Origin of the sequence: Streptomyces hydrogenans (assembly GCF_014656075.1) — a bacterium.
Classification (GTDB): domain Bacteria; phylum Actinomycetota; class Actinomycetes; order Streptomycetales; family Streptomycetaceae; genus Streptomyces; species Streptomyces hydrogenans.
Genome location: NZ_BNBS01000059.1, coordinates 22,896 through 49,468, shown reverse-complemented (window position 1 = coordinate 49,468; position 26,573 = coordinate 22,896). Strand labels below are relative to the sequence as shown.

Genomic DNA, 26,573 nt, shown 5'->3' with positions numbered 1-26,573 from the left:
GCCCGCCGTCCACGAGGCCGCCCGCCGCCGCTCCGCCCGCAGCGCCGCCGCCGCCGCGATCACCCCGCCCAGCGCCAGCGCCAGGGCGAGCGCCGCCGGACGCGGCACCGTGAGCGCCAGAGCCAGGGCGCCCACCGCCACCCCCGTCACCTCCGCCGCGACCGACCGGACCCGGACCGCCAGGGCCGCCGTCGCCGCCGGGACGATCAGCAGCGCCAGTCCCGCCGCGGCGCCGGACAGCCCGGCCGCCGCGGCCCCGGCCCCCACCAGGCCCGCCGCCGCGAGCAGCGACGCGACCGCCGCCGTCTCGCGGACCGCCCCGCCGCCGAAGACCGACACCGCCGTGAACAGCGCGAGCAGCAGGCCCAGCACCCCGAAGGTCGCCGCCCGCACGTCCAGGGCCAGGAGCAGCGCCGACACCGCCGAGGCCGTACCGGCCGCCGACCCCGTCCACGCGAGCAGCGCACCCGGCGCCACCGGCACCACCGGCCCGGCGGTCACCGCCGTCCAGGACGCGCCCCAGGCACCCTCCGGGCCCGCCGGCACCGGCACCGGCACCGGCACCGGCACCGGCACCGGCTCGGGCTCCGGCCGGTCGTGCGCGGGCCCGCCGGGCCGCACCGCGAGCCCGAGCGCCGCCGCCGTCGCCACCAGCCGGACGGCGATCCCCGCCGCGTACGGCAGCTCCAGGGCGACCGGCAGCGCCATCAGCAGCGACCACCCGAGCACCACCGCGCCCCAGCGGCCCCACGGCCCTCCCGCCGTCGCCGCCGCGACCGCGCCGAGCAGCAGCACCAGGGCCGCCGTCGCCGGATGGTCCGCCAGTACCGGCGCCGCGTGCGTCCCGGACCAGAGCCCGGCGCTCCGGTCCGCCGGCCCCAGCAGCCCCGCCAGTACCGGCGGCAGCGCCCACAGCACGCCCAGGCCCGCGACCACGCCCCCGGCGAGCCCGAACCCGCCCCGTACCGCCTCCGGGATCCACCCGGCGCGGACCGGACGCCACAGCGCCGCCAGGGCCAGCCCGCAGACCACGTACACCGGCACCGCCCACTCCGCCGGCAGCGCGGCCCGCGCGGGCCCGGCCGCGGACGCCACCAGCGCCAGACCGGCCACCGTCGCGAGCGTCGAGGCCGCCGGACGGGCCGCCCCGGCCGCGTACAGGCACAGCGCCGCGCAGACCAGCAGCAGCGCGGCGCCCGTCCACGGGTCCGTCAGCGACAGCCCGGCGCCGGTCAGGAGTGCCCAGGCCGCCAGGACACCCGCCGACACCCCCGCGGTGACCCGCACCTCGCTCCGCGGCGGGCGGCCGAGCAGCAGCACGCCCGCCGCCGCCGTCCGCACCGCCGCCCACGCCACGACCGCCGGACCGCCGCCGGCCGCCAGCGCGCCCAGCGGCAGCGGCAGCTGCGCCGCGACCACCGCCGCGGGCAGCGGCAGCCGCAGCCCCCGCAGCAGCCCGCCGTACCCGCCCCACACACCCGCCAGGACCGCCGCGGCCGCCGCCGTGTAGCCGAGCCCGTCCGTCCCCGGCAGCGCCACCCGGTGCAGGGCGTACGCGTCGAGGACCGTCAGGACCAGGCCGAGGGCGCCCACCGCCTCCGCCGTCGACCCCAGCCCCCGGCGCAGCAGCACCGCCGGCGCCGCCAGCGCCGCCGACGTCACCGCGAGCAGCACCGCCGAACGCCCCGCGATGCCCATCGAGCCCCAGCTCACCAGCGTGAAGGCGAGCGCGGCGACGGCCAGCAGGATCCCGCCCAGCGTCAGCAGCACGTTCTGCGCGCCGCGCGGCGAGGTCTCCGCGGGCGCCGCGACCCCCGGGAACGGCGGGGCCGCCGCCCGGCCCGCGGGCGCGTACAGCACCCCCAGCAGCCAGGCCCGGCGGGCCAGCAACTCGGCACGGCGCGCGTCGAGTCGGGCCAGCTCGGCGTCGACGCGACGCAGCTCCTCGACGGGGGGCGGGTTCATGTCCATGCCCGGAGTGTCGCGCCGCGCCCCCGCCCGGGGAATGCGCGCTGCTACTCAGATCCGGGCCGAGTACCCACACTGGACCCATGGACTGGTGCCGGTACCGCTTCCGCAGCGTCTGGCGGCTCGCCGCCCCGCCCGACCGCGTCTACGCCGCCCTCGCCCGCGCCGAGGACTACCCCCTCTGGTGGCCTCAGGTCCGCGCCGTCGTCCCCCGCGACGACACCAGCGGCACCGCCCGCTTCCGCTCCCTGCTCCCGTACGACATCGAGGTCACCGCCCGCGCCCTGCGCCACGACCCCGACGCCCGGGTCCTGGAGATCCGGCTCGACGGCGACCTGGACGGCTGGGCCCGCTGGACCCTCACCGCCGACGGCACCGGCACCCACGCCCTGTACGAACAGGAGGTGGAGGTCAGGGCCCGGCTGCTGCGGCTCCTCGCCGTCCCCGGCCGCCCCTTCTTCCGCGCCAACCACGCGCTCATGATGCGCGGCGGCCGGCGCGGCCTCGCCGCCCACCTGCGCTCCGAATGAATTTGGAACCCGGACCGGAAGCCCTGTATGGTTCAACCCGTTCCCGGGCGATTAGCTCAGCGGGAGAGCACTTCGTTCACACCGAAGGGGTCACTGGTTCGATCCCAGTATCGCCCACCGGGAGAGGCCGGTCCGTCATCACGACGGACCGGCCTCAGCCATTTCCGGCCGGTCCTCACGCCGCCTTGCGCAGCTCGGGACGGAGCGGCCACGCCGGATCCACCAGCTCCGGCGTGCCCTGCCGCGTGAACCACGCCTGGAGACCCCGCGCCTGCGCCGCGTGCCACACCGCCTGGAGGGTGTGCAGCTCCGCCGGCGACAGCCGCTCCAGCCGGGACGCGAACCGCCGCCCCACCGCGCGCACCACCTCCAGCGCCGCCGTGGCGTCCGCCGCCGCGTCGTGCGCCCCCGCCAGCTCCACCTCGTAGTGCGCGCACAGGTCGGTCAGCGTCCGGCGGCCCTTGCGGTACCGGTCCAGATGCTTGTCCAGGACCCGCGGATCCAGCACGCACAGCGAGGTGTGCTCCAGATACCGGCCCAGCGACGACGCCCGATGGCGCCTCAGCTCCCGGTCCAGGATGGTGAGGTCGAACGGCGCGTTCATCACCACCAGCGGCCGGCCCGCCGCGTTCTGCTCCGCCAGGGCACGCCCCAGCTCCTCCACGACGGGCGACGGCCACCGCCCGTTCCGCTGGAGGTGATCGTCCGTCAGCCCGTGCACCGCCGTGGCGCCTTCCGGCACCGGTATCCCCGGGTTGACCAGCCAGCGGCTCACCCGGGGCCGTGCCCCGGCCGCGTCCTGGACGACGAGCGCGGCGGACACGATCCGGTCCTGCTCGACGTCCACTCCGGTGGTCTCCGTGTCGAAAGCGGCCAGGGGCCCTTCGTACCAGTTCGTCGTCATACCCGAACTCCTCGCACCCGCGCGGCAGATGGCCAACCCCCTGCCCAAAGCGGTGATACCCGGACTGTTTGCGCCGTACGCGGACCGGTCACAACACAGGTGACGGGGAAGGACGTTCACATGGCGCTCGCCCAGCCCGAGTCGGGAGGGCTGCCGCCCCAGCGGGCGGCCCCGGCCCGCGGCTCACTCGCCACCACCGCCTGCATGGAGACCCTCCAGGTGGGATACCTGCACGCCGTCGCCGCCGCGGCGGGCTGCTCGCTCGCGCAGCCCTTCCCGGACAACGGCGTCGACTGGCACGTGAGCCACGGCTCGCCCGGACACACCGTCGACGACGAGGTCACCATCAAGGTGCAGCTCAAGTGCACCTACCAGCTGCCGGCGCGACCGACGGGGAGCACCTTCCCCTTCGTGCTCGACAACGACCACCTGGTGAAACTGGCCCGGTCCCCCGTGGCGGTGCACAAGATCCTGGTCGTGATGATCGTCCCGAGAGACCCGGAGGACTGGCTGAGGGCGAGCCACGACGGGCTCGACCTGCGGCACTGCTGCTACTGGATGAACCTGGCCGGGCACCCGGTCACCGGACGCCGCCGGACCACCGTGCGCGTCCCCACGGCACGGATCTTCGACGACCGGGCGCTCTGCGAGATCATGACCCGGGTCGGCCGGGGAGGGAGACCTTGATGCACCGACCGATCGACGAATCCGGACACGGGGCCGGGGACGGCGCCGGACGCGGTCCCGTCCCGCCGCCCTACCGGCCCCACCCGGTGCCCCCCGTCGACAGCGGCGGCCGGTCGGCGCGGGGCGCCGCCGTGCCCGACCCCGGCCGGGTCGACCCGCGCGTCCTCGGCGCCCTCTTCGCCCGCCACGGCTGGCGGCGCAGGGGCGGCGCCGCGGGACGCTACGGCCGCTGGACGCCGCCCGGGAGCGGACCGGGCGGCGGCACCAGCCTCCTCGTCCCCGACACCCTCGCCTTCCCCGACTGCGAGGACCTGATCGGCGAGGCCCTCACCGCCCTCGCCCGCAGCGGCACGCCCTCCGCCCGCGAGGTCCTCACCGGCCTCGCCGTTCCCAGCGACGAGATCCGCTGGTGGCGCGAGGTGCCCACCGGCCCGGCCGGCACCGTGCCCTGGCCCGTGCAGGAGCAGCTGCGCTCCGCCGCCCGCAAGATCCTCCTCGCCGGGGCCCTCGCCGTGCGCGGCCGGGCCGGCTACCACGGCTCCCGGCACCGGGCCGCCGCCCAGGCCGCCCTCGAACCCGTCGTCGTCGGCACCGACCCCGGCGGCCGCGCCCTCACCGCCTTCCTGCCGGTCCCGCCCGGCCGGCCCGTCGCCGTGCGGCTGTACCACGCCCTGCACGCGGCCCGCGAGGCCGTCGACTACCAGCGCGCCACCGGCGGCATGGACGCCTTCGACTCCGCCGTCGAGGCCGGCGTCAGCCGCGAGCTCACCGAAGGGCTCGTCGCCCTCGTCCGCGGTACGGAGGGTGCCCGCGTCGCCCTCGCCTGGGCACCGGCCGCCGGGGTCCCCGAGGGCTGCGCGGCCCGGCCCGAGCCCGTCGAGTTCTCGCCCGGCGACCTGCCCGCCCTGCGCGAGGCGAGCGCCCGCTACCTCACCGACGAGCCCTCCGTCCCGGTGCGGGTGACCGGCGCCGTCGTCCGGATGCGGCGCTCCGGGCCGCGGGGCGAGGGCCGGGTCAGGCTGCGCGTCCTCGGCGGCGCGGACGTCGGCCACGTCCGGGTCACCCTCGACGAGGAGGCGTACCGCACCGCCGGTCACGCCCACCTCGTCGGCCTGCCCATCCGGGTCGTCGGCCGGCTGGAGAGCCGCGGCGGTTTCCGCCGCCTCACCGGCGCCTCCGGAGTGGTCCCGGTGCAGGTGGACGAGGCCGAGCGGGACCGGCTGATGAAGTCGCTGCACGAGAACCTCGATTTCCTGGAGGAGGCGTGCGAGCCGGAGGAGGAGCGGTGAGCGGGGTGCGGGCGGGCCCGTAAGATCGAGGGGACGCGGCACCTCGTCTCTGCCGCGCGCCACCGGCGCCGGCACCTCGTGCCTGCCGACGCCCCGATGCATGGAGTACCCGTGTCCGAAGTCCGTGTGACCGTCCCGACCGCCTCAGGACCGGAGGAGAGGACGGTGAGCGCGGGCACCACGGCCGGCGCCCTGTTCGCCGACGACCGCACCGTCATCGCCGCCCGTGTCGCGGGCGAGCTGAAGGACCTCTCGTACGAGCTCGCCGAGGGCGATGTCGTCGAGGGCGTCGAGATCGGCTCCGAGGACGGCCTGAACATCCTGCGCCACTCCACCGCGCACGTGATGGCGCAGGCCGTGCAGGAGCTCTTCCCCGAGGCCAAGCTGGGCATCGGCCCGCCGGTCCGTGACGGCTTCTACTACGACTTCGACGTCGAGAAGCCGTTCACGCCCGAGGACCTCAAGGCCATCGAGAAGAAGATGCAGGAGATCCAGAAGCGCGGGCAGCGGTTCGCCCGCCGCGTGGTCTCCGACGAGGACGCCCGCGAGGAGCTGGCCGACGAGCCGTACAAGCTGGAGCTCATCGGCATCAAGGGCTCCGCGTCGACCGACGACGGCGCGAACGTCGAGGTGGGCGGCGGCGAGCTGACCATCTACGACAACCTCGACGCCAAGACCGGCGAGCTGTGCTGGAAGGACCTCTGCCGCGGTCCCCACCTGCCCACCACCCGCAACATCCCGGCGTTCAAGCTGATGCGGAACGCGGCCGCCTACTGGCGCGGCAGCGAGAAGAACCCGATGCTCCAGCGCATCTACGGCACCGCGTGGCCGTCGAAGGACGAGCTGAAGGCCCACCTCGACTTCCTGGCCGAGGCCGAGAAGCGCGACCACCGCAAGCTGGGCAACGAGCTCGACCTCTTCTCCGTCCCGGACGAGATCGGCTCCGGCCTCGCCGTCTTCCACCCCAAGGGCGGCATCATCCGCCGGGTCATGGAGGACTACTCGCGCAGGCGCCACGAGGAGGAGGGCTACGAGTTCGTCTACTCGCCGCACGCCACCAAGGGCAAGCTCTTCGAGAAGTCCGGCCACCTCGACTGGTACGCCGAGGGCATGTACCCGCCCATGCAGCTCGACGAGGGCGTGGACTACTACCTCAAGCCCATGAACTGCCCGATGCACAACCTGATCTTCGACGCGCGCGGGCGCTCCTACCGTGAGCTGCCGCTGCGCCTGTTCGAGTTCGGCACCGTGTACCGGTACGAGAAGTCGGGCGTCGTGCACGGCCTGACCCGGGCCCGCGGCTTCACCCAGGACGACGCGCACATCTACTGCACGCGCGAGCAGATGGCGGACGAGCTCGACCGCACCCTGACCTTCGTCCTGAACCTGCTCCGCGACTACGGTCTGACCGACTTCTACCTGGAGCTGTCGACCAAGGACCCGGAGAAGTTCGTCGGCTCCGACGAGGTGTGGGAGGAGGCCACCGCCGTCCTCCAGCAGGTCGCCGAGAAGCAGGGCCTGCCGCTCACCCCCGACCCGGGCGGCGCCGCCTTCTACGGCCCGAAGATCTCGGTGCAGGCGCGGGACGCCATCGGCCGTACCTGGCAGATGTCGACCGTCCAGCTCGACTTCAACCTGCCGGAGCGCTTCGACCTGGAGTACACCGCCCCGGACGGCACCAAGCAGCGCCCGGTCATGATCCACCGCGCGCTCTTCGGCTCGATCGAGCGCTTCTTCGCGGTGCTCCTGGAGCACTACGCGGGCGCCATGCCGCCGTGGCTGGCCCCCGTCCAGGCGACCGGCATCCCGATCGGGGACGCGCACGTCGACTACCTGCAGGAGTTCGCCGCCAAGGCGAAGAAGCAGGGCCTGCGGGTGGAGGTCGACTCCTCCTCGGACCGGATGCAGAAGAAGATCCGGAACGCGCAGAAGCAGAAGGTCCCCTTCATGATCATCGCGGGTGACGAGGACATGGCCGCCGGCGCCGTCTCCTTCCGCTACCGCGACGGTTCGCAGGAGAACGGCATCCCCGCCGACGAGGCCATCGCCAAGATCGCCAAGATCGTCGAGGAGCGCGTCCAGGTCTGACGGCCGGAGCGTTCTCAGGAGGCCCCCGGGGGATCCCCCCGGGGGCCTTCCCCGTTCCCCGGCTTCTCGTCCTCCCGGGTGAACGCCTGGATCAGCCAGGACGAGAAGGAACCCGTCACCGCGCCCAGCAGGGCCAGGCCGCAGGCCATCAGGCCGACGGCGACGACCCGGCCGATCGGGGTCACCGGGGTCACGTCGCCGTAGCCGACCGTCGCCAGGGTGGCGCAGGCCCACCAGACCGAGTCGCCGAAGGTGACGATCGTGGCGCCGGGGGCGTCGACCTCGTGGTGGTAGACGGTGAGCGCGGCGGTGAAGCCCAGCAGGGAGACGGAGAGGCCGGAGTAGACCATGACCCGGGCGTAGAGGCTGAGGTGGGGCTGGCCCCGGCGGCGCTGGACCCGGTCGTAGATGGCCACCATGCGGACCGGGCGGAGCAGCGGCAGGAGCAGGACGACCGTGTCCACGAGGTGGGTGCGGACGAAGCGGAGCGGGCGCTGGCCGCTGAGCCGGAGCCGTACCGCGTAATCGGCGATGAAGATCGCCCAGGCGCCGAGGACCACCCCGACGCAGAGGTCCACTCCCAGCCGGGGGAGGTGGTCGCGGGCGAGGACCCGGACCGCGTACCCGGCGAGGTAGGCGACGGAGGCCACGGCGAGCGGCAGCTCCATGCGTCGGTCCCAGCGTTCCTGGCGGGGCGGTTTCGGGGGCCTTTCGCTCATCGGATCAGGATCACCCGGGCCGGCTTCCCTCGCCCCGGCGACACGTTCCGAACGGGCGACGCAATATGCTGCACAGCATGACGACTGAGCCGGAACAGCAGATCGGAGTGGGGGCGCCGGACGCGTTCCAGCGCCTGTGGACGCCCCACCGGATGGCGTACATCCAGGGGGAGAACAAGCCGACCGGGCCGGGGGCCGACGACGGCTGTCCGTTCTGCTCGATCCCGGCGAAGTCGGACGAGGACGGGCTGGTGATCGCCCGCGGCGAGAGCGTGTACGCGGTCCTCAACCTGTACCCGTACAACGGCGGGCACCTGATGGTCGTGCCGTACCGGCACGTCGCCGACTACACGGACCTGGACGCGGCGGAGACGGCCGAGCTGGCCGACCTCACCAAGCGCGCGATGATCGCGCTGCGGGCCGCCTCGGGGGCCCACGGCTTCAACATCGGCATGAACCAGGGCGCCGTCGCGGGTGCCGGGATCGCCGCGCACCTGCACCAGCACGTGGTGCCGCGCTGGGGCGGGGACACCAACTTCATGCCGGTCGTCGGCCACACCAAGGTGCTGCCGCAGCTGCTGGCCGACACCCGGGCGATGCTGGCCGACGCCTGGCCGGCGACGGTCTGAGCGGTCCGTCCGGTACGGCCCCGGGGCGCGCGCCCCGGGGCCGTACGGCGTCACGCGTCGTAGACGTCGGCCTTCTTCGGGCCGGGCTCCTGCACGCTGCCGCCGAGCACGAGCGAGCGGTTGGTGAAGCGCTCGGTGTCCACGTTGTGCTCGCCGAGGAAGCGGATCGTCGCGGTGTGCACGGCGCGCAGCACCGGGGTGGCCATGCGGATGGCGTCGTCGGCCATGAACCGGTTCTTCCAGAGCGGGCCGGCCCAGACGTGCCGCAGGCCGAAGGGCTCGGGCAGGCTCATCTTGCCGCCGAGGAAGTCCAGGACCGGCGGGTACCAGGTGAGCGGGGCGCGGACGGCGAGCCGCACGATGTCGTCGGTGCCGAGCAGCGGCTGGGCGATCTCCCGGGTCTCCCAGAAGCGGACGGTCTTGGAGACCTCCCTGGTCTTCCCCTTGGGCTTGGTGGTGAAGAGGCCGTGGACGGGGCCCAGGGCGTGGCCGGTGACCTCGATGCGCAGGGTGTGGTGGAGCGAGGTGACGGTGACCATCATGGTCAGCACCACGTTCCCGTCCCAGAGGGTGAACTGGACGCCGAGGTAGTGGCGGTTGCCCGCGCCGAACTGCTGCTCGTTGCAGATCCGCTGTATCTCGTGCGGCTTCACCTGGTAGTGGACGATGTTGTCGCCCTCGGGGCGGCTGACCTCGTCGGCGCCCTCGCCGACGGGCGAGACGATCCAGTGCTTGACGGTGGGCTTGGGGAAGCCGGTCTTGAGGGAGCCGCGCTCCAGCAGGGTGAGCTGGTCGTGGATCTTGCGGACCAGGTCCCAGGCGCGGAAGTCGTGCATCTCCTGCCCGGCGACGGGCACCAGCTCCTCGGCGAGCGTCCAGCTGCCCCAGCGGGTGCCGAGGCCGAGGATGCCCTTGGGGCCGGCGTAGAAGACCACGTTGGAGTGCTGCTCGGCGGAGAGCTTCTCCAGGTTGAGCCGCAGCTCCTCGGCGGACTTCTCGCCCGGGTCGGTGGGGACCGACTTGGGGACGTGGGCGCCGACCCCGCCGCCGCTGAGCAGGCCGGTCCACCGCTCGCGGAGGTCCACGGCGGTGTTGAGGCAGATCCGGCTCGCCAGGTACCAGCCGACGACCGGGGCGACCATCATCGCCCGCAGGTAGTTGGCCAGCAGGCCGTCGAGGGGGAGCTTGAGGAGGATGAGGACGACGACGATGCCGAACGCCCAGAGCAGGACGGTGCCGAGGACGCTGGACCGCTTGTTCTCCGACCCGGCGGCGATGCGGCGCAGCTGGATGAGGCCGAGCCAGAGCAGCAGTCCGGGCAGGAACAGGACGCCGCAGAAGAAGGTGACCAGGGTCAGCTTGACGTCGCGCCGGCGGCGGATGTGGGTGGCGGCGAGGCAGTGCTCGACGATCGGCTGGGGCTCGGCGCCGAAGGACTGGATGAGGGCCTTGCGCCCGCCGCCGAGCATGCGGACCTGGACGGCGCGGGAGAACGCCTCGCCGAGGTCGGGGCGGAAGAGCTTCGCCCACTTCCCCTTCTTGACGCCGGTCTTGTAGTGCTCGTTGTCGGCTTCCTGGATGGTCTCCAGGGGGCTGTCCCGGTACGCGGCCGAGGCCAGCGCGTTCGTCGCCCCGGTCAGGCCGCTGCCGCCCTGGAGCGGGATCTGTGCCCCCGGTCCGAAACCGTCGATCGCCACTTCCGCCCCCATCACCGCGAGTACCCGTGCGGGCCGTTCCCGACTGTCGTGCCCGGCGACACCCGCCGCACACGGCACCACAGCGTAACCGGGCGGCGTGGTATGCGTCACGGGCTGTGGACAACCGCGGCCGGAACCCGTCCGCCCGGTTCCGGCCGGGCGGACGCGCGCCGCTGTCGCCGCGTCAACTAGGAGCCCTTCCCGGTCCGTTCGCGGAGGCGGGCGGCGAGCTGAGGGGGCATCGGTTCGTGCCGGGCGTAGCTGCGGTCGAAGCGGCCGGTGCCGTGCGAGACGGAGCGCAGGTCGATCGCGTACCGCCCGATCTCGATCTCCGGGACCTCGGCCCGGACGACGGTCCGGCCGGGGTCCGCCTGGTCGGTGCCGACGACCCGGCCGCGCCGGCCCGAGAGGTCGCTCATCACCGCGCCGACGTACTCGTCGGGGACGAGCACCCGTACCTCGGCGACCGGTTCCAGGAGGTGGACCGGCACCTCGGCGGCCGCCTCGCGCAGCGCGAGCGCCCCGGCCGTCTGGAAGGCGGCGTCGGAGGAGTCCACCGAGTGGGCCTTGCCGTCCCTGAGGGTGACCCGGACGTCGACGAGCGGGTGTCCGGCGGCGACGCCGCGCGCGGCCTGGGCGCGGACGCCCTTCTCGACGGAGCCGATGAACGGGCGGGGGACCGCGCCGCCGACCACCTTGTCGACGAACTCGATGCCGCTGCCCGGCGGGAGCGGTTCGACGTCGATCTCGCAGATCGCGAACTGCCCGTGGCCGCCGGACTGTTTGACGTGCCGGCCGCGGCCGGAGGAGGGGGCGCCGAAGGTCTCGCGCAGCGGCACCCGGTACGGGACGGCGTCGACGCGCACGCCGTAGCGGCCGCGCAGCCGTTCCAGGACGACGTCCTGGTGGGCCTCGCCCAGGCACCACAGCACGACCTGGCCGGTGTCCTGGTTCTGTTCGAGGCGGAGGGTCGGGTCCTCGGCGACCAGTTTGGCCAGGCCCTGGGAGAGCCGGTCCTCGTCGGCCTTGCTGTGCGCCTCCACGGCGAGCGGGAGGAGCGGCTCGGGCATGCTCCACGGGGCGATCAGGAGCGGATCGTCCTTGGCCGAGACGGTGTCGCCGGTCTCGGCGCGGCCGAGCCGGGCCACACAGGCGAGGTCGCCGGCGACGCAGTGCGCCACGGGGCGCTGCTGCTTGCCGAAGGGGGAGGTGAGGGCGCCGACGCGTTCGTCGACGTCGTGGTCCTCGTGGCCCCGGTCGGCGAGTCCGTGTCCGGAGACGTGCACGGTCTCGTCGGGGCGCAGGGTGCCGGAGAAGACCCGCACGAGGGAGATCCGGCCCTGGTAGGGGTCGGCGGCGGTCTTCACGACCTCGGCGACCAGCGGCCCCTCGGGGTCGCAGGCGAGCGTCGGGCGGGGCTCGCCGGAGGGGGTGGTGACGGCGGGCGGCTCGTGCTCCAGCGGGGAGGGGAAGCCGCGGGTGATCAGCTCCAGGAGCTCGACGGTGCCGAGGCCCTGGCCGCCCCCGTCGGCGGCGGGGGCGGCGGCGAGCACGGGGTGGAAGCCGCCCCGGGCGACGGCCTTCTCCAGGTCGCCGACGAGGGTCCCGACGTCGATCTCCTCGCCGCCCAGGTAGCGGTCCATGAGGGTCTCGTCCTCGCTCTCCGCGATGATCCCCTCGATGAGCCGGGCCCTGGCCCCGGCGATCGTCTCCCGCTCCGCTTCGTCGGGCTCCCGCTCGGCGCGCTCGCCCGTGGAGTAGTCGTGGACCCGCTGCGAGAGGAGGCCGATCAGGCCGGTGGCGGGGGCGTGCCCGTCGGAGCCCTCGGGGCCGTGCACCGGCAGGTACAGGGGGAGCACGGCGTCGGGGTCGTCGTGGCCGAAGAGCCCGGCGCAGACGCCGGTCAGCTCGTCGAAGCTGGTGCGGGCGGTGTCGAGGTGGGTGACGACGATGGCGCGGGGCATGCCGACGGCCGCGCACTCCTCCCAGACCATCCGGGTGGAGGCGGCGACCGCGTCGGCCTCCTGGGCGGCCGAGACGACGAAGAGGGCCGCGTCCGCCGCGCGCAGACCGGCCCTCAGCTCTCCGACGAAGTCGGCGTACCCGGGGGTGTCGAGCAGGTTGACCTTGAAGCCGTCCCAGCCGACCGGGACGAGGGAGAGCTGGACGGAGCGGTGCTGGCGGTGCTCGATCTCGTCGTGGTCGGAGACGGTCGCGCCGTCCTCGACCCGGCCGGGCCGGCCCAGCGCCCCGGCGGTCTGCGCGAGCGCCTCGACGAGCGTCGTCTTGCCCGCTCCGCTGTGGCCGACCAGCACCACGTTCCGTACCTCCGAGGGCCGGTCGGCCGTCGGTGCCCTGCCGGCGGCTCCGGCGGGGGTGTGCGCCTTGTCGCCCATGGTGTCCTCCCGGCTGCGGGGCGGTGAGGGGTGAGCGGGCGCGGGGGAGCGGCATCGCGGTGCGGCTCCTGCGGTGCCCGCGGCGTGCTCCTTCGAGCTTTGCACCGACGCCGGGACGCGTCCATCCGTCGTACACCGGTGGGCCCCCGGGGGTACGCCGACGCGGCGGGGTGGGTGCGCTCCCGTGCCGCGCCACGCGCGTGGCTACGATGGGTGAGCCGGTGGTCATGGGACCGCGCGGCCCGCCGAAACCTCGGGAAGGCCATGCTGAACAAGTACGCGCGTGCGTTTTTTACGCGTGTCCTCACACCGTTCGCCGCGTTTCTGCTCCGCCGGGGCGTCAGCCCCGACGCCGTGACGCTGATCGGCACGGCGGGAGTGGTCGCCGGAGCGCTGGTCTTCTTCCCCAGGGGCGAGTTCTTCTGGGGCACGATCGTGATCACGCTCTTCGTCTTCTCCGACCTCGTCGACGGCAACATGGCCCGGCAGGCGGGGATCTCCAGCCGCTGGGGCGCCTTCCTCGACTCGACCCTCGACCGGGTCGCCGACGGGGCGATCTTCGGTGGCTTCGCGCTCTGGTACGCGGGCAAGGGCGACGACAACGTGCTCTGCGCGGTGGCGATCTTCTGCCTGGCGAGCGGCCAGGTCGTCTCGTACACCAAGGCGCGTGGCGAATCGATTGGCCTGCCCGTCGCGGTCAACGGCCTGATCGAGCGGGCCGAGCGGCTGGTGATCTCGCTGGTCGCCGCAGGCCTCGCCGGACTGCACGCCTTCGGCGTGCCGGGGATCGACGTGCTGCTGCCGATCGCCCTCTGGATCGTGGCCGTCGGCTCGGCCGTGACCCTGGGACAGCGGGTCGTGACGGTACGCAGGGAATCGGCCGAGGCGGACGCCGCCGCGGCCGCCGGGGGGAGCGGGGCGGCGACGTGAGCACGGTGAAGGACAAGGTGGCCGACGGCCTGTACGGGCTCGGCTGGGCGACCGTCAAGAAGCTCCCGGACCCGGTGGCCAAGGCCCTCGGCCGGAAGATCGCCGACACCGCGTGGAAGCGCCGCGGCAAGGGCGTCCTCCGGCTGGAGGCCAACCTCGCGCGCGTGGTGCCCGACGCCACGCCCGAGCGGCTCGCCGAACTGTCGAAGGCCGGCATGCGCTCGTACATGCGCTACTGGATGGAGTCCTTCCGGCTCCCGACCTGGAGCGCCGAGCGGGCCGCGAACAGCTTCGCGCTCAAGGACGCGCACCACCTCAAGGACGGCCTCGCCTCCGACCGGGGCGTCATCCTCGCCCTGCCCCACATGGGCAACTGGGACCTGGCCGGCGTGTGGGTGACCCGCGCGCTCGGCGTGCCCTTCACCACCGTCGCCGAGCGCCTCAAGCCCGAGTCGCTCTACGACCGCTTCGTCGCCTACCGCGAGTCCCTCGGCATGGAGGTGCTGCCGCACACCGGCGGCGCCGCCTTCGGCACCCTCGCCCGGCGGCTGCGCTCCGGCGGCCTCGTCTGCCTGGTCGCCGACCGGGACCTGTCGGCGTCCGGCGTCGAGGTCTCCTTCTTCGGCGAGCCCACCCGGATGCCCGCGGGACCGGCCATGCTCGCCCTCCAGACCGGCGCGATCCTGCTGCCGGTGACCCTCTGGTACGACGACTCCGACGTCATGCAGGGACAGGTGCACACGCCCGTGGAGGTACCCGAGTCAGGTACCCGGGCCGAAAAGGCGTCCCTCATGACACAGGCCCTCGCCGACACCTTCGCCGGGGCCATCGCGGACCACCCCGAGGACTGGCACATGCTCCAGCGCCTCTGGCTGGCCGACCTGGAGGAGCGCACACCGTGAGGATCGGCATCGTCTGCCCGTACTCCTGGGACGTACCGGGCGGCGTCCAGTTCCACATCCGCGACCTCGCGGAGCACCTGATCAGGCTCGGGCACGAGGTCTCCGTCCTCGCCCCCGCCGACGACGACACCCCGCTGCCGCCGTACGTGGTCTCCGCCGGCCGGGCCGTGCCCGTGTCGTACAACGGCTCGGTGGCGCGGCTCAGCTTCGGCTTCCTGTCCGCCGCGCGGGTGCGGCGCTGGCTGCACGACGGCACCTTCGACGTCGTCCACATCCACGAGCCGACCTCGCCCTCGCTGGGGCTGCTCACCTGCTGGGCGGCGCAGGGCCCGATCGTGGCCACCTTCCACACCTCGAACCCGCGCTCGCGGGCGATGCTCGCCGCCTACCCGATCCTCCAGCCGGCGCTGGAGAAGATCAGCGCCCGGATCGCGGTCAGCGAGTACGCGCGCCGGACCCTGGTGGAGCACCTCGGCGGCGACGCCGTCGTCATCCCCAACGGCGTCGACGTCGACTTCTTCGCCGGCGCGGAGCCGAAGGCGGAGTGGCAGGGCGAGACGCTCGGCTTCATCGGCCGCATCGACGAACCGCGCAAGGGCCTGCCCGTCCTGATGAAGGCGCTGCCCCGGATCCTCACCGAGCGCCCCGGCGCCCGCCTCCTGGTCGCCGGGCGCGGCGACGAGGAGGAGGCGGTGGCCTCGCTGCCGGCCGGGATGCGCTCCCGGGTGGAGTTCCTCGGCATGGTCAGCGACGAGGACAAGGCGCGGCTGCTGCGCAGCGTCGACGTGTACGTGGCGCCCAACACCGGCGGCGAGTCCTTCGGCATCATCCTCGTCGAGGCGCTGTCGGCCGGAGCGCCGGTCCTCGCCGCCGACCTGGACGCCTTCGCGCAGGTCCTCGACCAGGGCGCGGCGGGCGAGCTCTTCGCCAACGAGGACGCGGACGCGCTGGCGGACGCGGCGATCCGGCTGCTCGGCGACGGGGCCCGGCGCGCCGAGCTGAGCGCGCGCGGCTCCGCCCATGTGCGGCGCTTCGACTGGTCGACGGTCGGCGCGGACATCCTGGCCGTGTACGAGACGGTCACGGACGGGGCGGCGGCGGTGGACACGGACGAGAAGGTGGGCGGTCTACGGGCCCGGCTGGGCCTGTAGACCGCCCGGCGCGGGCCGCACCCGTCGTCCTCGCGGTGGGCCCGGGGACGGCGTTCCTGCCGGGTCCGGGCTCTCCGGGCCTGAGCCCGCACACCCGGCGCGACGGCTCCGCGGGGTGCGGGTGCGGGCGGTCGAGGTTCCGCGCGGCGCGGGGTCCCGCTGTGCCCGCCCGTTCCGCCCCGAGCGGAACGCACGCCCACAGCGGGCGGCGGAGGCGCACCCTGGGCGCATGATCAGCGTCCATCGGCTCGACCTGGGTGGCTTCACCCGCCCCGCCCAGGAGTGGGGCGGCCCCCACGCGCGCGTGGAGCACGCCTTCGCCTACCTGGTCCGGCACCCGGGCGGCACCCTCCTCTTCGACACCGGCATGGGCGAGGGGTCGCCGGAGACCGACGCCCACTACCGGATCGTCCGCCGGCCGCTCGCCGTCGCGCCCGGCGAGGTGGACGCGATCGTCAACTGCCACCTCCACTTCGACCACATCGGCGGCAACCAGCGCTTCCCCGGCACCCCCGCCCTGGTCCAGCGTGCCGAACTCGCCACCGCGCGGGCGGGCGCGTACACCATCGACGCGCTCCTGCCCGGCGTCGCCTGGACGGAGATCGACGGGGAGCACGAGCTCGCGCCCGGCGTGCGGATCGTGCCGACGCCCGGCCACGTCGACGGGCACCAGTCGCTCCTCCTCGACCACGGCGACCGTCTGACGCTCCTCGCGGGGCAGGCGTACGACACGGCGGGCGAGTTCGGGACGCCGTACCGGCCCTGGCTCGGCCGGCTCGCGGAGCTGGCGGAGGGGCGGCCGGTCCGCGTCCTGTTCGCCCATGACCGCGACCTTTGGGAAGGTGTGCGGCTGCCGCCCGGGTAGCCTGTGCGCCCGTGACCGAAACCCTGATCTGGACCGTCGTCGCGCTGATCTTCATCGGCGTCTACCTGAGCTGGACCGCCGGACGGCTCGACCGGCTGCACACCCGCATCGACGCCGCCCGCGCCGCGCTCGACGCCCAGCTGCTGCGGCGGGCCTCGGTCACCCAGGAACTGGCCACCTCCGGCGTCCTCGACCCGGCCGCCTCGATCGTCCTGTACGAGGCCGCGCACGCCGCCCGGCAGGCCGAGGAGGACCACCGGGAGGTCGCGGAGAGCGAGCTGAGCCAGGCCCTGCGCGCGGTCTTCGGCGAGCCGGAGCAGGTGGAACTCGTACGGGAGGCGCCCGGCGGCGAGGAGGCGGCGGGGGAGCTGGCCGCGGCCGTCCGCCGCGTCCCCATGGCCCGCCGCTTCCACAACGACGCGGTCCGGGCCGCCCGCGCCCTGCGCCGCCACCGCAAGGTCCGCTGGTTCCGTCTCGCGGGCCACGCGCCCTTCCCGATGGCCTTCGAAATGGACGACGAACCGCCGGTGGCCCTGGCCGATCGTCCCTCCTGAGCCGTTCCGGCCTCGGATTTCCGCGAAAAGGATCCACAGCCTGCGCATTGGCCCTTGCTGTGGACCGCTCGTGGACTGTTTCCTCGCTCTAGTCGTCAACGTCCCGTTGAACCCGTTGTCACGAGTGAGGTTCCCGTGTCCAGCTCCACCACCCCCCAGTCCCCCGAGACCGGCACCGCGCGCGTCAAGCGCGGCATGGCCGAGCAGCTCAAGGGCGGCGTGATCATGGACGTGGTCAACGCCGAGCAGGCGAAGATCGCCGAGGACGCCGGCGCCGTCGCCGTCATGGCCCTGGAGCGGGTCCCCGCGGACATCCGCAAGGACGGCGGCGTGGCCCGCATGTCCGACCCGAACATGATCGAGGAGATCATCGGCGCGGTCTCCATCCCGGTGATGGCCAAGTCCCGCATCGGCCACTTCGTCGAGGCCCAGGTCCTCCAGTCCCTCGGCGTCGACTACATCGACGAGTCCGAGGTCCTCACCCCGGCCGACGAGATCAACCACTCCGACAAGTGGGCCTTCACGACCCCCTTCGTCTGTGGCGCCACCAACCTGGGCGAGGCCCTGCGCCGCATCGCCGAGGGCGCGGCCATGATCCGCTCCAAGGGCGAGGCCGGCACCGGCAACGTCGTCGAGGCCGTCCGCCACCTGCGCCAGATCAAGAACGAGATCGCCAAGCTGCGCGGCTTCGACAACAACGAGCTGTTCGCCGCCGCCAAGGACCTGCGCGCCCCGTACGAGCTCGTCAAGGAGGTCGCCGAGCTCGGCAAGCTCCCCGTGGTCCTGTTCTCCGCCGGTGGCGTCGCCACCCCCGCCGACGCCGCGCTGATGCGCCAGCTCGGCGCCGAGGGCGTCTTCGTCGGCTCCGGCATCTTCAAGTCGGGCGACCCGGCCAAGCGCGCCGCCGCCATCGTGAAGGCCACCACCTTCTACGACGACCCGAAGGTCATCGCGGACGCCTCCCGCAACCTGGGCGAGGCCATGGTCGGCATCAACTGCGACACCCTCCCCGAGTCCGAGCGCTACGCCAACCGGGGCTGGTAAGCACCGATGAGCAGCACCCCCGTGATCGGAGTCCTGGCCCTCCAGGGCGACGTACGGGAGCACCTGATCGCCCTGGCCGCGGCGGACGCCGTGGCCAGGCCGGTCCGGCGTCCCGAAGAACTCGCCGAGGTCGACGGCCTGGTCCTCCCCGGTGGCGAGTCCACCACCATCTCCAAGCTGGCCGTGCTCTTCGGCCTCATGGAGCCGATCCGCGAGCGGATCGCCGCGGGCCTGCCCGTGTACGGCACCTGCGCCGGAATGATCATGCTCGCCGACAAGATCCTCGACCCGCGCTCGGGCCAGGAGACCTTCGGCGGCATCGACATGATCGTCCGCCGGAACGCCTTCGGGCGGCAGAACGAGTCCTTCGAGGCCGGAGTCACCGTCACCGGGATCGACACCCCCGTCGAGGGCGTCTTCATCCGCGCCCCGTGGGTCGAGTCGGTCGGCGCCGGGGTCGAGGTGCTCGCCGAGCACGAGGGCCACGTCGTCGCCGTCCGCCAGGGCAAGGTCCTCGCCACTTCCTTCCACCCCGAACTCACCGGGGACCACCGCATCCACGAGCTCTTCGTGGACATGGTGCGCGCCGAACGGTGACGCGATCCCGGTAGGATCGCTGGGGTTCGTTCAAGAAGTTGGTTACGCGAAGGAGACAGGCAGATGTCCGGCCACTCTAAATGGGCTACGACGAAGCACAAGAAGGCCGTGATCGACGCCAAGCGCGGCAAGCTCTTCGCGAAGCTGATCAAGAACATCGAGGTCGCGGCCCGCACCGGCGGCGCCGACCTGGACGGCAACCCGACGCTCTTCGACGCCGTCCAGAAGGCGAAGAAGCAGTCGGTCCCGAACAAGAACATCGACTCCGCGCTCAAGCGCGGCGCCGGTCTCGAGGCCGGTGGCGCCGACTACGAGACGATCATGTACGAGGGCTACGGCCCGAACGGTGTCGCGGTCCTCATCGAGTGCCTCACCGACAACCGCAACCGCGCCGCCTCCGACGTGCGCGTGGCCATGACCCGCAACGGCGGCTCCATGGCCGACCCGGGCTCCGTCTCTTACCTGTTCAACCGCAAGGGCGTCGTCGTGCTCCCCAAGGGCGAGCGGAGCGAGGACGACGTCCTGGAGGTCGTGCTCGACGCGGGCGCCGAGGAGGTCAACGACCTCGGCGAGTCCTTCGAGGTCATCAGCGAGGCCACCGACCTGGTCGCGGTCCGCACCGCGCTCCAGGAGGCCGGCTTCGACTACGACTCCGCCGACTCCAACTTCGTCCCGACCATGCAGGTCGAGCTCGACGAAGAGGGCGCGCGCAAGATCTTCAAGCTGATCGACGCCCTGGAGGACAGCGACGACGTGCAGAACGTCTTCGCCAACTTCGACGTCAGCGACGAGGTCATGGAGAAGATCGACGCCTGATCGCGACCTTCCGCGCAGCGGGCCGACGGGGACACACCCCGTCGGCCCGCTGCGTTGTCGGTGGCAGCCGATAGCCTGCACGAATAGCCGATCGAACGGAGGGGCGGCGTGCGCGTACTGGGGGTTGACCCGGGGCTGACCCGGTGTGGCGTCGGCGTGGTCGAAGGCGTCGCCGGACGGCCGCTCACCATGCTCGGGGTCGGCGTGGTCCGCACCCCGGCCGACGCCGACATCGGTCCCCGGCTCGTCGGCATCGAGCGCGGCATCGAGGAGTGGATCGACCGCTTCCAGCCCGAACTGGTCGCCGTCGAGCGGGTGTTCAGCCAGCACAACGTGCGGACGGTGATGGGCACCGCCCAGGCCAGCGCCGTCGCCATGCTCTGCGCCTCCCGGCGCGGCATCCCCGTCGCCCTGCACACCCCCAGCGAGGTCAAGGCCGCCGTCACCGGCTCCGGCCGCGCCGACAAGGCCCAGGTCGGTGCCATGGTCACCCGGCTGCTCCGGCTGTCCGCCCCGCCCAAGCCGGCCGACGCCGCCGACGCCCTCGCCCTCGCCATCTGCCACATCTGGCGCGCCCCCGCGCAGAACCGCCTCCAGCAGGCCGTCGCCCAGAACCGCCTCCAGCAGGCCGTCGCCCTGCACGCCCCGAAAGGCCGCACGTCATGATCGCCTTCGTCAGCGGCCCGGTGGCCGCCCTCGCCCCCACGACCGCCGTCGTCGAGGTCGGCGGGGTCGGCATGGCCGTCCAGTGCACGCCGAACACCCTGGCCGGCCTCCGCCTCGGCGAGCACGCCCGGCTCGCCACCTCCCTCGTCGTGCGCGAGGACTCGCTCACCCTCTACGGCTTCGCGGACGACGACGAGCGCCAGGTCTTCGAGCTGCTCCAGACCGCCAGCGGCGTCGGCCCCCGGCTGGCCCAGGCCATGCTCGGCGTGCACAGCCCGGACGCGCTGCGCCTCGCCGTCTCCACCGGCGACGAGAAGGCCCTCACCGCCGTCCCCGGCATCGGCAAGAAGGGCGCCCAGAAACTCCTCCTGGAGCTGAAGGACAAGCTCGGACAGCCGCTCGGCAGCAGCGGCCTCGTCGGCCAGCAGCGCGCCGTCGCCGCCGGACCCGCCCCCTGGACCGAGCAGCTCGCCGCCGCCCTCGTCGGGCTCGGCTACGCGAGCCGCGAGGCCGAGGAGGCCGTCGCCGCCGTCACCCCGCAGGCCGAGGCCGCGCTCGCCGAGACCGGCTCCGCGCCCGTGCCGCAGCTGCTGCGCGCCGCCCTGCAGACGCTCAACCGCGCCCGCTGACCGCCCGCAGCCCCTCCCGTACGAAGGAAGACACCACCGTGAACTGGGACGACGAGACGGCATCCGCCCACGAGGAGCGGATCGTCGGCGCCGCCGCCGAGGGCGACGACCAGGCCGTCGAGGCCGCCCTGCGCCCCAAGGACCTCGGCGAGTTCATCGGCCAGGAGAAGGTCCGCCAGCAGCTCGACCTCGTCCTCAAGGCCGCCCGCCAGCGCGGCGCCACCGCCGACCACGTGCTGCTCTCCGGCGCCCCCGGCCTCGGCAAGACCACCCTGTCGATGATCATCGCCGCGGAGATGAACGCGCCGATCAGGATCACCTCCGGTCCCGCCATCCAGCACGCCGGCGACCTCGCCGCGATCCTCTCCTCCCTCCAGGAGGGCGAGATCCTCTTCCTCGACGAGATCCACCGGATGTCCCGGCCCGCCGAGGAGATGCTCTACATGGCGATGGAGGACTTCCGCGTCGACGTCATCGTCGGCAAGGGCCCCGGCGCCACCGCCATCCCCCTGGACCTGCCGCCCTTCACCCTGGTCGGCGCCACCACCCGGGCCGGCCTGCTGCCGCCCCCGCTCCGCGACCGCTTCGGCTTCACCGCCCACATGGAGTTCTACGAGCCGCACGAGCTGGAGCGGGTCGTCACCCGCTCCGCCGGACTCCTCGACGTGGAGATCGACCCCGCCGGCGCCGCCGAGATCGCCGGCCGCTCCCGCGGCACCCCCCGCATCGCCAACCGGCTGCTGCGCCGCGTCCGCGACTACGCCCAGGTCAGGGCCGACGGAGTGATCACCCGCGAGATCGCGGGCGCCGCCCTCGGGGTGTACGAGGTGGACAGCCGCGGCCTCGACCGCCTCGACCGCGCGGTCCTCGAAGCACTGCTGAAGCTCTTCGGCGGCGGACCGGTCGGCCTCTCCACCCTCGCGGTCGCCGTGGGGGAGGAGCGGGAGACCGTCGAGGAGGTCGCCGAGCCCTTCCTCGTACGGGAGGGACTGCTGGCGCGTACGCCCCGTGGCCGGGTGGCCACTCCGGCGGCATGGGCCCACCTCGGACTGGTTCCGCCGCAGGCAGCGGGCCCGGCGGGGGCGCGATCGGGACAACAGGGGCTCTTCGGCGCCTGAGGCCGCTGTGACGGGTGGGTGACGGCGCGGAGTCTCGCCCGACGAGGAACCACGGTGCCATGCTGGGCGTTGTTCCATCGATGCGGACTCGCCTAGACTCCGCCGATGCCGCCCTTTCTGGTCGGCGTGCCCACCCCCGAAGATCAGGCCGCGGGTTCTCCGTGACCGTGCGAAGGATTTCCGTCCCGTGAATAACATCGGCATGCTCCTCCCCTTCATCGTGCTCATCGGGGCGATGTTCCTGATGACCCGCTCTGCCAAGAAGAAGCAGGCACAGGCGGCGGAGATGCGCAACCAGATGCAGCCCGGCACCGGCGTACGCACGATCGGGGGAATGTACGCCACCGTCAAGGAGATCCAGGACGAGGCCGTCCTGCTGGAGGTCGCGCCCGGCGTTCACGCCGTCTACGCGAAGAACGCCATCGGCGCCGTCCTCGACGACGCCGAGTACAACCGGATCGTCCACGGTGACACCGAGGACGACGGCGCCGCCGACTCCGACGCGGTCGTCCCGGACGACGCCTCCTCGCTGACCGACTCCGCCGACGAGGCCCCCAAGGCCGACCTGACGAAGAAGTCGGACGCGGCCGAGGCCGAGGTCGAGAAGGACGGCAAGACCGACGGCGAGACCGAGGCGAAGTAAGTCGCACCCGGGCACCGCGGCCACGCCCACCGGCGGGGCCGCGGCCGGGAACGGTCGGACGTCTGCGGGGGATGGTCCCCACACATACTTCGTGGCCTCCGTGCGCCCACCCGGCGCCCGGACGGTTTGGACAGGGAGAAACGACAGGTGGCAGCACCGAAGAAGGGCCGAGGGCCGGCGGGGGGACAGAGCCGGCCTGGGCGCGCCCTGGCTTTCATTCTGATCGCCATGGTCGCGCTCACCGGCGGCATGTTCTGGTCGGGGCACACCACCCCGCGCCTCGGCATCGACCTCGCCGGCGGCACGTCGATCACGCTCAAGGCCAAGGCTGAGCCCGGCCAGGAGTCCGCGGTCAACGAGACCAACATGAACACGGCCGTGGGCATCATCGAGCGGCGTGTCAACGGTCTCGGCGTCTCCGAGGCCGAGGTCCAGACGCAGGGCCGCGAGAACATCATCGTCAACATCCCCAAGGGGACGAACGAGAAGCAGGCCCGCGAGCAGGTCGGCACCACCGCCCAGCTCTACTTCCGGCCCGTGCTCACCGTCGCGGCCGCCGCGCCCCAGGAGGCGCCCACCGCCGACTCCTCGGCCGGCACCGGCACGCCGAAGCCCTCCGCGTCCGCCTCCACGGACGGCAAGAAGTCGGCCACGCCGACCGCCACCGCCTCCACCCAGGGCCGCGCGCTCTCCGAGGCCCTCAAGGCCCCGAACGCCACCGGGACGCCCACCCCCACCGGCAGCGCCTCCGGCACGCCGAAGGCGAGCGCCACCCCGAAGGCGAGCGGCACCCCGCAGGCGACCCCGACCCCGGACGCCGCGACCGCCGCCCTCCAGCAGAAGTTCGCCACGCTGAACTGCCTGGACCCGAAGCAGCGCGCCGCCGTCGGCCAGGGCGTCAAGCCGTCCGACACCACCGTGGCCTGCGGCGAGGACGCCCCCGGCGTCTGGTCGAAGTACCTGCTCGGCCCCGCCGAGGTCGAGGGCCGTGACGTCGACGACGCCAAGGGCGTCCTCGACCAGCAGCGCGGCATGTGGATCGTGACCATGGACTTCACGGAGGCCGGGTCGAAGAAGTTCCAGGCCATCACGAGCAAGCTCTCCCAGCAGGCCGACCCGCAGAACCGCTTCGCGATCGTCCTCGACGGAAACGTCGTCTCGGCCCCCTCGGTCCGCCAGACGCTGAGCGCCAGCGCGGAGATCTCGGGCAACTTCAACCAGCAGTCCGCCCAGGACCTCGGCAACATCCTGTCCTACGGCGCCCTCCCGCTCACCTTCGACACCCAGAGCGTCGACACCGTCACCGCCGCCCTCGGCGGCGAGCAGCTGGAGGCCGGTCTGATCGCCGGCGCCATCGGTCTCGCGCTGGTCATCATCTACCTGGTGGTCTACTACCGCGGCCTGTCGTTCATCGCGATCCTCAGCCTCGGCGTCTCCGCCCTGCTCACCTACGTGATCATGGCCCTGCTCGGCCCGGCCATCGGCTTCGCGCTGAACCTGCCGGCCGTCTGCGGCGCCATCGTCGCCATCGGCATCACCGCCGACTCGTTCATCGTGTACTTCGAGCGCATCCGCGACGAGATCCGCGAGGGCCGCACCCTGCGTCCGGCCGTCGAGCGCGCCTGGCCGCGGGCCCGTCGCACCATCCTGGTCTCCGACTTCGTGTCGTTCCTCGCCGCCGCGGTGCTCTTCGTCGTCACCGTCGGCAAGGTCCAGGGCTTCGCGTTCACGCTCGGCCTCACCACCCTGCTCGACGTCGTCGTGGTGTTCCTCTTCACCAAGCCGGTGATGACGCTGCTCGCCCGTACGAAGTTCTTCGGCAACGGCCACAAGTGGTCCGGTCTGGACCCGAAGCGTCTCGGTGCCAAGCCGCCGCTGCGCCGCTCCCGCCGTGCCACCTCCGCCAGCTCCGTCGAACCGAAGGAGGCGTGAGATGTCGAAGCTCGGAGATCTCGGCGCCCGGCTCCACCGCGGTGAGGTCGGCTACGACTTCATCGGCAACCGCAAGATCTGGTACGGCCTGTCCATCCTGATCACCATCACGGCCATCGTCGCGCTGGCCGTCCGTGGTCTGAACATGGGCATCGAGTTCCAGGGCGGCGCCGTCTTCACCACCCCGAAGACGGACGTCTCCGTCAGCCAGGCCACGGAGTACGCGGAAGAGGCCTCCGGCCACGACGCGATCGTCCAGCAGCTCGGCAACGGCTCCCTGCGCATCCAGGTCGGCGGCCTCGACACCGAGCAGTCCGACCAGGTCCGCACCGAGCTGGCCAAGGACCTGAACGTCGCCGAGGACAAGATCGCCGCCGAGCTGGTCGGCCCCAGCTGGGGCGAGCAGATCGCCAACAAGGCGTGGACCGGCCTCGGGATCTTCATGATCCTCGTGGTGATCTACCTGGCCATCGCCTTCGAGTGGAGAATGGCCGTCGCGGCGCTGATCGCGCTGATCCACGACCTCACGATCACGGTGGGCATCTACTCGCTGGTCGGCTTCGAGGTCACGGTCGGCACGGTGATCGGTCTGCTGACCATCCTCGGCTATTCGCTGTACGACACCGTCGTCGTCTTCGACTCCCTCAAGGAGCAGACGAAGGACATCACGAAGCAGACCCGCTTCACCTACAGCGACATGGCCAACCGCTCGATCAACGGCACCCTGGTCCGCTCCATCAACACCACGGTCGTGGCGCTGCTGCCGGTCGCCGGTCTGCTGTTCATCGGCGGCGGCGTCCTCGGCGCCGGCATGCTGAACGACATCTCGCTGTCGCTCTTCGTGGGTCTGGCCGCCGGTGCCTACTCCTCGATCTTCATCGCCACCCCGCTCGTCGCCGACCTCAAGGAGCGCGAGCCGGCGATCAAGGCCCTCAAGAAGCGGGTCCTGGCCAAGCGCGCCTCCTCCTCCGCCCGCGGCGAGGACGGCCTGGACGAGGGCCCGGAGGCCGCCGAGACCGCGGTCGTCGGCCCGCGCGCCGCCCGCCGGGGCCGCGCCGAGGAGCGCCGCGGATGACCGCCGAGGCCCAGGACGTGACCGGCCTGCTGCTCAGCCGGATCCGTGACGTCCCCGACTACCCGAAGCCGGGCGTGCTGTTCAAGGACATCACGCCGCTGCTCGCGGACCCGGAGGCGTTCACGGCCCTCACGGACGCCCTCGCGGGCCTCTGCGCCGCGCAGGGAGCGACGAAGATCGTGGGCCTGGAGGCCCGCGGCTTCATCCTCGCGGCGCCGGTCGCCGTCCGCGCGGGCCTGGGCTTCATCCCGGTCCGCAAGGCCGGCAAGCTGCCCGGGGCCACGCTCCGGCAGGCGTACGAGCTGGAGTACGGCACCGCCGAGATCGAGGTGCACGCCGAGGACCTGGCCGCGGGCGACCGCGTCATGGTCATCGACGACGTCCTCGCCACCGGCGGCACCGCCGAGGCGTCCCTCGAACTGATCCGCCGCGCGGGCGCCGAGGTCGCGGGCGTCGCGGTCCTCATGGAGCTCGGCTTCCTGCCGGGCCGCGCCCGCCTGGAGCCCGCCCTCGGGGGCGCTCCGCTCACCGCGCTCATCACTGTCTGAGCGTCCGCATCGCACGTCCGGAAGAGGTCCATCGACTTCCGGCCAGGGGCGTCCCGGGAATTCCCGGGACGCCCCTGGCGTTTGTCCCGGTATGCCCCTGCCGTGGGGCGGGTACGCGCCGTGCGGGCCGTCTCCCGGCCCCCGTCCGTCACCCGGGCGCGTGAGCACGGGGCGTCGTGGCTCGATACGATGGGCT

Annotated in this window: 25 protein-coding genes and 1 tRNA gene; 21 read left to right on the top strand and 5 right to left on the bottom strand. The window is 73.1% G+C overall.

All coding sequences use genetic code 11. The features are described from left to right. The coding region (locus IE321_RS23820; RefSeq protein WP_190224446.1) for a hypothetical protein at window positions 1-1,971 on the bottom strand (1,971 nt) is incomplete at its 3' end. An 80-nt stretch (window positions 1,972-2,051) separates the two neighbouring features. On the opposite strand from IE321_RS23820, the gene IE321_RS23815 reads away from it, so the two are divergent. Together IE321_RS23815 and IE321_RS23810 are read left to right on the top strand one after the other, a co-directional pair. Continuing rightward, complete coding sequence (locus IE321_RS23815) at window positions 2,052-2,498, top strand: SRPBCC family protein (protein ID WP_190224445.1); 447 nt, start codon at window positions 2,052-2,054, stop codon at window positions 2,496-2,498. A gap of 45 nt (window positions 2,499-2,543) precedes the next feature. Beyond that, window positions 2,544-2,615: transfer RNA gene (locus IE321_RS23810), tRNA-Val, on the top strand. A gap of 58 nt (window positions 2,616-2,673) precedes the next feature. On the opposite strand, the gene IE321_RS23805 is transcribed toward IE321_RS23810, so the two are convergent. After that, window positions 2,674-3,402: a 3'-5' exonuclease gene (locus tag IE321_RS23805; RefSeq protein ID WP_043228036.1), complete on the bottom strand. Its 729-nt coding sequence runs from the start codon at window positions 3,400-3,402 to the stop codon at window positions 2,674-2,676. Between the two features lie 120 nt (window positions 3,403-3,522). Between IE321_RS23805 and IE321_RS23800 the strand changes: the two genes are divergently transcribed. From IE321_RS23800 to thrS, 3 genes are all read left to right on the top strand, one after another. Next, window positions 3,523-4,089, top strand: coding sequence for a DUF4365 domain-containing protein (locus IE321_RS23800; protein ID WP_043228037.1), 567 nt, complete (start codon window positions 3,523-3,525; stop codon window positions 4,087-4,089). Next, the gene (locus IE321_RS23795) at window positions 4,089-5,378 is read left to right on the top strand and encodes a hypothetical protein (RefSeq protein ID WP_190224444.1); all 1,290 of its coding nucleotides are present in this window, start codon (window positions 4,089-4,091) and stop codon (window positions 5,376-5,378) included. The genes IE321_RS23800 and IE321_RS23795 overlap by 1 nt, the downstream gene beginning before the upstream one ends. Before the next feature lie 111 nt (window positions 5,379-5,489). Continuing rightward, the gene (gene thrS / locus IE321_RS23790) at window positions 5,490-7,466 is read left to right on the top strand and encodes a threonine--tRNA ligase (protein ID WP_043228039.1); all 1,977 of its coding nucleotides are present in this window, start codon (window positions 5,490-5,492) and stop codon (window positions 7,464-7,466) included. A 14-nt stretch (window positions 7,467-7,480) separates the two neighbouring features. On the opposite strand, the gene IE321_RS23785 is transcribed toward thrS, so the two are convergent. Next, on the bottom strand, window positions 7,481-8,185 hold the full coding sequence (locus tag IE321_RS23785; RefSeq protein ID WP_190224443.1) for a potassium channel family protein: 705 nt from the start codon (window positions 8,183-8,185) through the stop codon (window positions 7,481-7,483). Window positions 8,186-8,250: 65 nt separating this feature from the next. Here IE321_RS23785 and IE321_RS23780 point away from each other — a divergent pair, with 65 nt between their 5' ends. Further along, window positions 8,251-8,814, top strand: coding sequence for an HIT family protein (locus tag IE321_RS23780; protein WP_043228041.1), 564 nt, complete (start codon window positions 8,251-8,253; stop codon window positions 8,812-8,814). A gap of 50 nt (window positions 8,815-8,864) precedes the next feature. Here IE321_RS23780 and IE321_RS23775 read toward each other — a convergent pair whose 3' ends face one another. After that, the gene (locus IE321_RS23775; RefSeq protein ID WP_491590491.1) at window positions 8,865-10,511 is read right to left on the bottom strand and encodes an AbeC-like domain-containing protein; all 1,647 of its coding nucleotides are present in this window, start codon (window positions 10,509-10,511) and stop codon (window positions 8,865-8,867) included. A gap of 188 nt (window positions 10,512-10,699) precedes the next feature. Then, on the bottom strand, window positions 10,700-12,907 hold the full coding sequence (locus tag IE321_RS23770) for an elongation factor G-like protein EF-G2 (protein WP_190224441.1): 2,208 nt from the start codon (window positions 12,905-12,907) through the stop codon (window positions 10,700-10,702). Between the two features lie 264 nt (window positions 12,908-13,171). Between IE321_RS23770 and pgsA the strand changes: the two genes are divergently transcribed. From pgsA to IE321_RS23695, 15 genes are all read left to right on the top strand, one after another. Next, complete coding sequence (gene pgsA / locus IE321_RS23765) at window positions 13,172-13,837, top strand: phosphatidylinositol phosphate synthase (RefSeq protein ID WP_043228045.1); 666 nt, start codon at window positions 13,172-13,174, stop codon at window positions 13,835-13,837. Next, window positions 13,834-14,739, top strand: a complete 906-nt coding sequence (locus tag IE321_RS23760; protein ID WP_043228047.1) for a phosphatidylinositol mannoside acyltransferase — start codon at window positions 13,834-13,836, stop codon at window positions 14,737-14,739. The genes pgsA and IE321_RS23760 overlap by 4 nt, the downstream gene beginning before the upstream one ends. Next, a complete protein-coding gene (locus IE321_RS23755) occupies window positions 14,736-15,890 on the top strand; it encodes a glycosyltransferase family 4 protein (protein ID WP_043228048.1) in 1,155 nt (384 codons plus the stop codon). Before IE321_RS23760 ends, IE321_RS23755 begins: the two co-directional genes overlap by 4 nt. A gap of 229 nt (window positions 15,891-16,119) precedes the next feature. Then, on the top strand, window positions 16,120-16,755 hold the full coding sequence (locus tag IE321_RS23750) for an MBL fold metallo-hydrolase (protein WP_190224440.1): 636 nt from the start codon (window positions 16,120-16,122) through the stop codon (window positions 16,753-16,755). Window positions 16,756-16,766: 11 nt separating this feature from the next. After that, window positions 16,767-17,309 carry a hypothetical protein gene (locus tag IE321_RS23745; protein ID WP_043228051.1) on the top strand — a complete coding sequence of 181 codons (543 nt, stop codon included), beginning with the start codon at window positions 16,767-16,769 and terminating at the stop codon, window positions 17,307-17,309. Between the two features lie 135 nt (window positions 17,310-17,444). Then, the gene (gene pdxS / locus IE321_RS23740) at window positions 17,445-18,353 is read left to right on the top strand and encodes a pyridoxal 5'-phosphate synthase lyase subunit PdxS (RefSeq protein ID WP_043228052.1); all 909 of its coding nucleotides are present in this window, start codon (window positions 17,445-17,447) and stop codon (window positions 18,351-18,353) included. A 6-nt stretch (window positions 18,354-18,359) separates the two neighbouring features. After that, window positions 18,360-18,950, top strand: coding sequence for a pyridoxal 5'-phosphate synthase glutaminase subunit PdxT (pdxT, locus tag IE321_RS23735; RefSeq protein ID WP_190224439.1), 591 nt, complete (start codon window positions 18,360-18,362; stop codon window positions 18,948-18,950). 63 nt (window positions 18,951-19,013) lie between these two features. Beyond that, entirely contained in the window at window positions 19,014-19,766 is a 753-nt protein-coding gene (locus IE321_RS23730) for a YebC/PmpR family DNA-binding transcriptional regulator (RefSeq protein ID WP_043228054.1), read from the top strand. Window positions 19,767-19,874: 108 nt separating this feature from the next. Next, window positions 19,875-20,432 (top strand): crossover junction endodeoxyribonuclease RuvC, encoded by a 558-nt coding sequence (ruvC, locus tag IE321_RS23725; protein WP_190224438.1) that lies wholly within the window; start codon window positions 19,875-19,877, stop codon window positions 20,430-20,432. Continuing rightward, window positions 20,429-21,061: a Holliday junction branch migration protein RuvA gene (gene ruvA / locus IE321_RS23720; RefSeq protein WP_043228056.1), complete on the top strand. Its 633-nt coding sequence runs from the start codon at window positions 20,429-20,431 to the stop codon at window positions 21,059-21,061. The genes ruvC and ruvA overlap by 4 nt, the downstream gene beginning before the upstream one ends. A 38-nt stretch (window positions 21,062-21,099) precedes the next feature. Further along, a complete protein-coding gene (ruvB, locus tag IE321_RS23715; protein ID WP_043228057.1) occupies window positions 21,100-22,179 on the top strand; it encodes a Holliday junction branch migration DNA helicase RuvB in 1,080 nt (359 codons plus the stop codon). A gap of 202 nt (window positions 22,180-22,381) precedes the next feature. Further along, a complete protein-coding gene (yajC, locus tag IE321_RS23710) occupies window positions 22,382-22,822 on the top strand; it encodes a preprotein translocase subunit YajC (protein WP_043228059.1) in 441 nt (146 codons plus the stop codon). A gap of 147 nt (window positions 22,823-22,969) precedes the next feature. Continuing rightward, a complete protein-coding gene (gene secD / locus IE321_RS23705) occupies window positions 22,970-24,754 on the top strand; it encodes a protein translocase subunit SecD (protein ID WP_079022307.1) in 1,785 nt (594 codons plus the stop codon). 1 nt (window position 24,755) lies between these two features. Then, entirely contained in the window at window positions 24,756-25,829 is a 1,074-nt protein-coding gene (gene secF, locus IE321_RS23700) for a protein translocase subunit SecF (RefSeq protein ID WP_043228060.1), read from the top strand. Then, a complete protein-coding gene (locus IE321_RS23695; protein WP_043228061.1) occupies window positions 25,826-26,377 on the top strand; it encodes an adenine phosphoribosyltransferase in 552 nt (183 codons plus the stop codon). Before secF ends, IE321_RS23695 begins: the two co-directional genes overlap by 4 nt. Window positions 26,378-26,573: the final 196 nt, after the last annotated feature.